General features: G+C 70.4%; 6 protein-coding genes. All 6 read right to left on the bottom strand.

Translation table 11 applies throughout. From position 1 onward, the window contains the following. A partial coding sequence (locus ACI2L1_RS34020) for a hypothetical protein (protein WP_404743276.1) occupies positions 1–560 on the bottom strand: 560 nt, incomplete at its 3' end. Next, positions 557–955 (bottom strand): SseB family protein, encoded by a 399-nt coding sequence (locus ACI2L1_RS34015; RefSeq protein WP_404743275.1) that lies wholly within the window; start codon positions 953–955, stop codon positions 557–559. The genes ACI2L1_RS34015 and ACI2L1_RS34020, both read right to left, overlap by 4 nt. A gap of 74 nt (positions 956–1,029) precedes the next feature. Further along, positions 1,030–2,094 carry a hypothetical protein gene (locus tag ACI2L1_RS34010; protein WP_404743277.1) on the bottom strand — a complete coding sequence of 355 codons (1,065 nt, stop codon included), beginning with the start codon at positions 2,092–2,094 and terminating at the stop codon, positions 1,030–1,032. Between the two features lie 106 nt (positions 2,095–2,200). Beyond that, positions 2,201–3,139 (bottom strand): N-acetylneuraminate synthase family protein, encoded by a 939-nt coding sequence (locus ACI2L1_RS34005; RefSeq protein ID WP_404743274.1) that lies wholly within the window; start codon positions 3,137–3,139, stop codon positions 2,201–2,203. A gap of 15 nt (positions 3,140–3,154) precedes the next feature. Continuing rightward, positions 3,155–4,420: a cytidylyltransferase domain-containing protein gene (locus ACI2L1_RS34000; protein ID WP_404743273.1), complete on the bottom strand. Its 1,266-nt coding sequence runs from the start codon at positions 4,418–4,420 to the stop codon at positions 3,155–3,157. A 35-nt stretch (positions 4,421–4,455) separates the two neighbouring features. Beyond that, complete coding sequence (locus tag ACI2L1_RS33995) at positions 4,456–5,853, bottom strand: DUF6716 putative glycosyltransferase (protein ID WP_404743272.1); 1,398 nt, start codon at positions 5,851–5,853, stop codon at positions 4,456–4,458. Positions 5,854–6,034: the final 181 nt, after the last annotated feature.

Genomic DNA, 6,034 nt, shown 5'->3' with positions numbered 1-6,034 from the left:
CACTGCCACTCCGTGTCCCGGTCGAACAACGCGTCCGGCGTCACCGTCGACGTCGAAACGTCCTGCGCCGCCTGCGACCACGCCGCCGCCACCTCATCCTGACCCGACGTGAACGACTCAGCGCTGTAATCCGCATCCGCCACCTGCGACACCGGGTTGTCCCCCAGCGTCTCCGACCAGGAACGTTCCTTCACCTGCTCCGGCGACAGATACGGATCGCCCGTCCCCGCCGTCCACACCGACTTCAACGTCCCCGAAACGTACTGCTCCTGCTCGTGATACAGCCCCGCCGACAACCCCAGCCGCCCCGCGAACTCGTTCGCATCCCCCATCAACGACCGCACACCCCAGCCCCACCGGTCACAGAAGTCCCCGAAGACCTGCTGAAGGCCGTCGTCACCCGCCTCCAGACCCGTCAGCGACAAATCCCCGAACCCACGCCCCAGATTCGCCTCGATATCGAAGCCGAACTCCTTCAGCTCCCCCATCGCCTGATCGATCCCACGCGTGATCCGCTCCATCGCCTCCGGATCAACCTCGTAACCGTCACCGGCGCTCACGACCGCGCTCCCGCCGAAGCAACGTCCACGGCCACCCCGTCCGGCACGATCCCCGCAACCGGCGGCAGCACAAAGCCTGTTGGGCTGCCCGCGTCCACCGCGATCCCCGCCGGACCGTCCACCCTCGGGATCACCTGGTCCAGCAGCCGCGCGCCGAACACCGCCACCCACCCAGGCGGAGCTTCACCCCGCGCCTCGGCGAACCGTTCCAGCGCCGCGAGATCCGTGAACGCAAACAGCCAGCGAATCCCGCCCGATTCCACCGACAGCAACGAACCGTCCACGACCGGCACCAGCACCTCGCCGCGCCGGAACTCCCCCACCAACGCCCGCAGATCACCCTGCCCGGACGCGATCAGATCCGTCAGCCGTCCTCGCAACGCCTCGGCACTCACACCAGCCGCCCCCGTCATAGCCCGCATCGAACGTCGCACAAGTGAACGACGATGCTAGACGACGCAGCTGAGACTCAGCCCGTCGCCACCGCCGACAGCCGGTGCACATCCCGAGCCGTCCCCGTGACTCCCGACAGGAACCCGTGCGCCCGGGGCGAAGCCGTCTCCGTCAGCCAGTCCGGGTCGATGTCGCAGACCGAGACGCGGACCTCCGTGCCGGCCAGGGCCAGGGGGAGCGTGTGCACCACCGTGGAAGGGAAGCTGAGGATCGTGCGGCCGATGGGGCCCCGGCGGGCGATCAGCTCCAAGGGGAGGTCCGGGCGGACGATCTCCAACCCCGTCTCCACGGCCAGCCGGTGGAGCTTCTCCGTGGACTCGCGGCGGTGGGCGAAGTAGCGGGTCGCGCCGTGAGTCTTGGCCAGGCTTGTGACCGCTTCCAAATAGCGGTCGGCGTCCACCACGCCCGTCTCCACCAGCGAAGTGCCCACCATGTCCGCGCTCTTGGTGATGCGTGGCGGGCCGAAGCGGGCCCGGGTCCAGGCGAAGGCGTTCATCGACATCGTCACTCCCGTCGGCGCCTCCTCCATAGGCATCGAGGAGAAGATCTCGACTTCACGCCCCTCCCCCGGCGTCAGGCGCTTGCGGGCCGCCGACGAGATCGGGGCGAAGGCGAGGTCTCGGGGGCTGGGACGGCCGCCTTTGCGGTGCCAGCGGACGAGGCGCTCACCGCGGGCCAGTTGGGCGACGAACTCCATGGTGGCCGTGCCGTCGTCGACGACGACCAGGTTCGTGGCGCGCGTGATGGTCAGCAGAAGCTGTACGTAGCGGGAGAACGGGTCGCCCAGGACCACACGGTCCGCCTTGCGGAGCCTGCCCGCCAGGCCGCCGATGGTCTGGAAGGGCGCCGCGGGTCCACCCCTCGCCTCCTCCCAGCGGACCTCGTGGCCCTCCTCGCGGGCGAGCTCGGCCATCCGGCGCAGCTGGCCGCGGGTCATGGGGTCGGTCGGGGACAGCACGACGAGGGTGAGCTCCGCGCCGGATGCGTGGGCGTGCGCCCACTCCAGCACGTTCAGGAGCTGCACCGGACTCTCGACGAACGCGAGAGTGTGGGGGCCGGTGTTCCCGGCGCGGGGGCTCATCGACGTACGACCGTCCCGTCGTAAGGCGCTCATGCGGCGCTCGTAAGGAGTAGACGCTCGAAGGCGCGAGGGGCCCGGAACTCCTCCGGGCCCCTCGCCTTCCGGATCAGACCGAGACCGGCTCGCCCGCCGCCGCGGCGATCTCCGCCTCGGCGATGACGCCCGTGACGCGGCGCAGCTTCTTCATGGGGCCGAGCTCGGAGTCGTAGACCTTCTTGACGCCGTCGCCGAGGGAGGCCTCGATGGTGCGGATGTCGCGGACCAGGCGGACCAGGCCCTGCGGCTCGACCGACGCGGCCTGGTCGGAGCCCCACATCGCGCGGTCCAGGGTGATGTGGCGCTCGACGAACGTGGCGCCGAGGGCGACCGCCGCGAGGGTGGTCTGGAGGCCCGTCTCGTGGCCGGAGTAGCCGATCGGGACGTTCGGGTACTCGTCCTGGAGCGTGTTGATCACGCGCAGGTTGAGCTCCTCGGCCTTCGCCGGGTAGGTCGAAGTGGCGTGGCAGAGAAGGATGTTGTCCGAGCCGAGGACCTCGACCGCGTGGCGGATCTGCTTCGGGGTCGACATGCCGGAGGACAGGATGATCGTGCGGCCCGTGGCGCGGAGGGCGCGGAGCAGCTCGTCGTCCGTCAGGGAGGCCGACGCCACCTTGTGGGCCGGGACGTCGAACTTCTCCAGGAAGGCGACGGCCTCGGTGTCCCACGGGGAGGCGAACCAGGCGATGTTCTTGCTCTTGCAGTACTCGTCGATCTGGCGGTACTCGTCCTCGCCGAACTCCACACGGTGGCGGTAGTCGATGTAGGTCATCCGGCCCCAGGGGGTGTCGCGCTCGATGTCCCACTGGTCGCGCGGGGTGCAGATCTCGGGGGTGCGCTTCTGGAACTTCACGGCGTCGCAGCCGGCCTCGGCGGCCACGTCGATGAGCTTGAACGCGTTCTCCAGCTCGCCGTTGTGGTTGATGCCGATCTCGCCGCAGATGTAGACGGGCTGGCCGGGGCCGGCGATGCGCTCGGTGCCGAAGGTGCGCAGACGGGAGTTGCTCATGGCGGGGAGGTGTCCTTACTTGTCGAGGGAGTCGAGAGAGGGGCCGAGGATCCAGCTGGCGATCTCTCGGATCGCGCCGTCGCCACCGGGAACGGTGGTGACCGCACGGGCGGCGCCGCGTACCACGTCGTGGGCGCTCGCGACCGCCACGGGCCAGCCCGCGAGGGCGAAGCACGGGAGGTCGTTGACGTCGTTGCCGACGTAGAGCACGCGCTCGGGCGCGATGCCCTGCTCCTCGCACCACTGCTTGAGTGCGAGGTCCTTCCGGTCGATGCCGTGCAGCACGGGGATCTTGAGCTTCCGTGCGCGGGCGGCGACGACCGGGTTCTGCTCCGTGGAGAGGATCAGCATCTTCAGGCCGCTGTTGCGCAGCGCGGCGATACCGAGTCCGTCGCCGCGGTGCACGGAGACGAACTCCTTTCCATCGGCGTCGATCAGCACCCGGTCGTCGGTCTGGGTGCCGTCGAAGTCCAGTACGACCGCGTCCACGTCCTCAAAAGAGGGCAGCGAACCGGGGCGGTCCGCGTCGAAGAGGGGGGCCAGCGCACGGGCGCGGGCCAGCTCGTGGTGGTCGTCGATCTCCAGCACGCGCGCGGGGTCGGTGCGGACCAGTTCGGTACGGCCGAAGAAGCGGTGCTGGTGCTTGCGGAAGCCGGGCGCGTCCATGCCGTAGACGGCGCCGGTCTCCAGGAAGTCCTGAGGGCGGTCCTGGCGGCGCGGGCGGAAGGACTTGTCGTGGTTGACGCCGTAGCCGCCGCCGACGGCCGCGTCGGCCTCCTCGACGGTGCCCGCGCGGGCCTCGTCGTCCGCGTCGCGCCACACGAAGCCGTGGAAGGGGGCCACGGTCATCGCGGAGTCCGCGCCGTTGTCGACGATGGCGCCCACGACGCCGTCCACGTCCTCGCGGATGATGAACGGGCTGGTGCACTGGACGAGGAGCACCACATCGACCGTGGCCCCGTGCAGCGCCTCGTGGGCGTCCATGGCGTGCAGGACGGCGGCCTCGGAGGTGGCGGTGTCGCCCGCGATGGCGGCCGGGCGCAGCACGACCTCGGCACCGGCCGAGCGGGCCGCCGCGGCGATGGCCTGGTCGTCGGTGGAGACCACGACGTCGGTCACCAGGCGGGAGGCCAGGCACTCGCGCACGGCCCGCGCCACCAGCGGCACACCGCCGACCGGGGCGAGGTTCTTCGCGGGCACGCCCTTGGAGCCGCCGCGCGCGGGGATCACCGCGAGCACCCGGCGCACCGAAGCGCCTTGGTTCGTCTGCGGGTTGGTCATCGGGTCAGCTCCTTGGAAATGGCCTTGAGAGGTGGTCACAGCTCCCCCATCCGCCGGATCACCGGAGCCACCCGCTGCACCCCGTGCCGATAGGCCCCGCGGGCCGCGCGACGGACGATCTGCCGCACCGGGCCCGGCTCCTTGTCGTGGGCGGGGGCTCCGGGCAGCGGTGTGCCGTCGGGGCCGAGGTGGTGGCGGGCGAGAATGCCGGGGAGGTAGCCGGGGGCGGTGACGGGTGTGTAGTACGGGGTCAGCGGGGGCCGCTCGGGGGCGGCCAGCAGCTTGGCGATGCGCTCGCGCGCCCCGTCGAAGGCGTGCGCGTACGACCCTCCCCCAGACTCCGTCCGGGAGGTGCCCCCAGCGACCACGCCCTGCCGGGCCACCCACTCCTCGTCGGGGACCGGCCGGTGTCCGGCGTCCAGCTGGTCCCAGGAGGCGAGGCAGCCGGAGCCCACGAAGTGGTGGTTGCCGAGCACCTCGCGCACGCCGAGGTCGGTCAGGACGACCGTCGGGATACGGCGGTGCAGCGACTCCAGGGCGGCCGTGGAGCTGATGGTGACCAGCAGGTCGGTGCGGTCGAGGACCTCGCCCATGTTCCCGTACACCAGACGGAAGTTGGCCGGCGGATCGAGCCGCTGGATCAGCTTCTGGTACGGCAGCTCCTCGATGTGCGTGGTGTGTTCGCCGGGCCTGGAGCGCAGCTTGAGCAGCACCTCGCGCTCGGGGTGCAGCCGGGCGTGCCGCACGAGTCGCTCCAGCAGGTACACCCGGTCCCTGCGGTTGTCCGGCACGGAGGGCTGGACCGCGAACACCACGGTGTACGGGTCGTGTTCGCCCTCGTAGGCCGCACCGCCGAGGAACGGCAGCGCCACCTCGGTCACGGATGAGGCGTCGGCGCCGACCCCCTCGTACACCGCGCGGAAACGCTCGGCGTCCTGGCGGGAGTTGGCGAGGACCAGGTCGGCACCGTGCCGCAGGAGCAGACCGTCGGCGAGCTTCTCGTAGACGACGCCGACATAGCCGGTGACGACGAGGGGACGCTTCTGCGGACCCTCCGGACCGGGACGCTTCTCCTGACCGTCCCAGACCCGCGCCAGGCCGTGCAGCATCGCCTGGACGCCGCCGCCGACGAGGGCCAGCACGACGATGTCGTACGACGTCTCGGCCATGGCGCGCAGGAACTCGACGGCGGTGACCTCGCGCATCGAGTCGGCGCGCACGCCCACCTCGTCGAGCTGGCGTGCGGTGGGCGTGGCCCGGCCGCGCAGCAGGTATCCGTCCAGCGCGAGGCCGACTTGCGCCCCGCCTCGGGGTCCGGCTTCCATGGACGGGCCCGGGGCGATGCGGTCGGCGGTCAGCGCACCCCATTTCCAGCGGGTGTCGGAGTCCGCGAGGACGGCGATTCGGAGGGACTTCGTTGTACTTGGCGGCACAACGAAAACGCTAGGAAGCAATTTCTAGGTGTGGCCCAACCGCGAATCAACGAAAAGTTAACAACACACCACCGAGATCCGAACTGGCCCGCTGAAGACCGGGAAGTACACGGGATGCACCGTTCCGACACATCGAGTTCACCCACAGTCTCCTTGCCGGAAAGTTCAGCTGCCGGACCGC

This window comes from Streptomyces sp. NPDC019531, from assembly GCF_044903305.1.
GTDB lineage: Bacteria > Actinomycetota > Actinomycetes > Streptomycetales > Streptomycetaceae > Streptomyces.
This window is presented reverse-complemented; position numbering and strand designations above follow the sequence as displayed.

What these genes read in the sequence shown, in the direction of transcription:
- ACI2L1_RS34010 (WP_404743277.1), bottom strand. Translation starts at nt 2,094, where the DNA reads ATGAGCCCCCGCGCCGGGAACACCGGCCCCCACACTCTCGCGTTCGTC.
- ACI2L1_RS34005 (WP_404743274.1), bottom strand. Translation starts at nt 3,139, where the DNA reads ATGAGCAACTCCCGTCTGCGCACCTTCGGCACCGAGCGCATCGCCGGC.
- ACI2L1_RS34000 (WP_404743273.1), bottom strand. Translation starts at nt 4,420, where the DNA reads ATGACCAACCCGCAGACGAACCAAGGCGCTTCGGTGCGCCGGGTGCTC.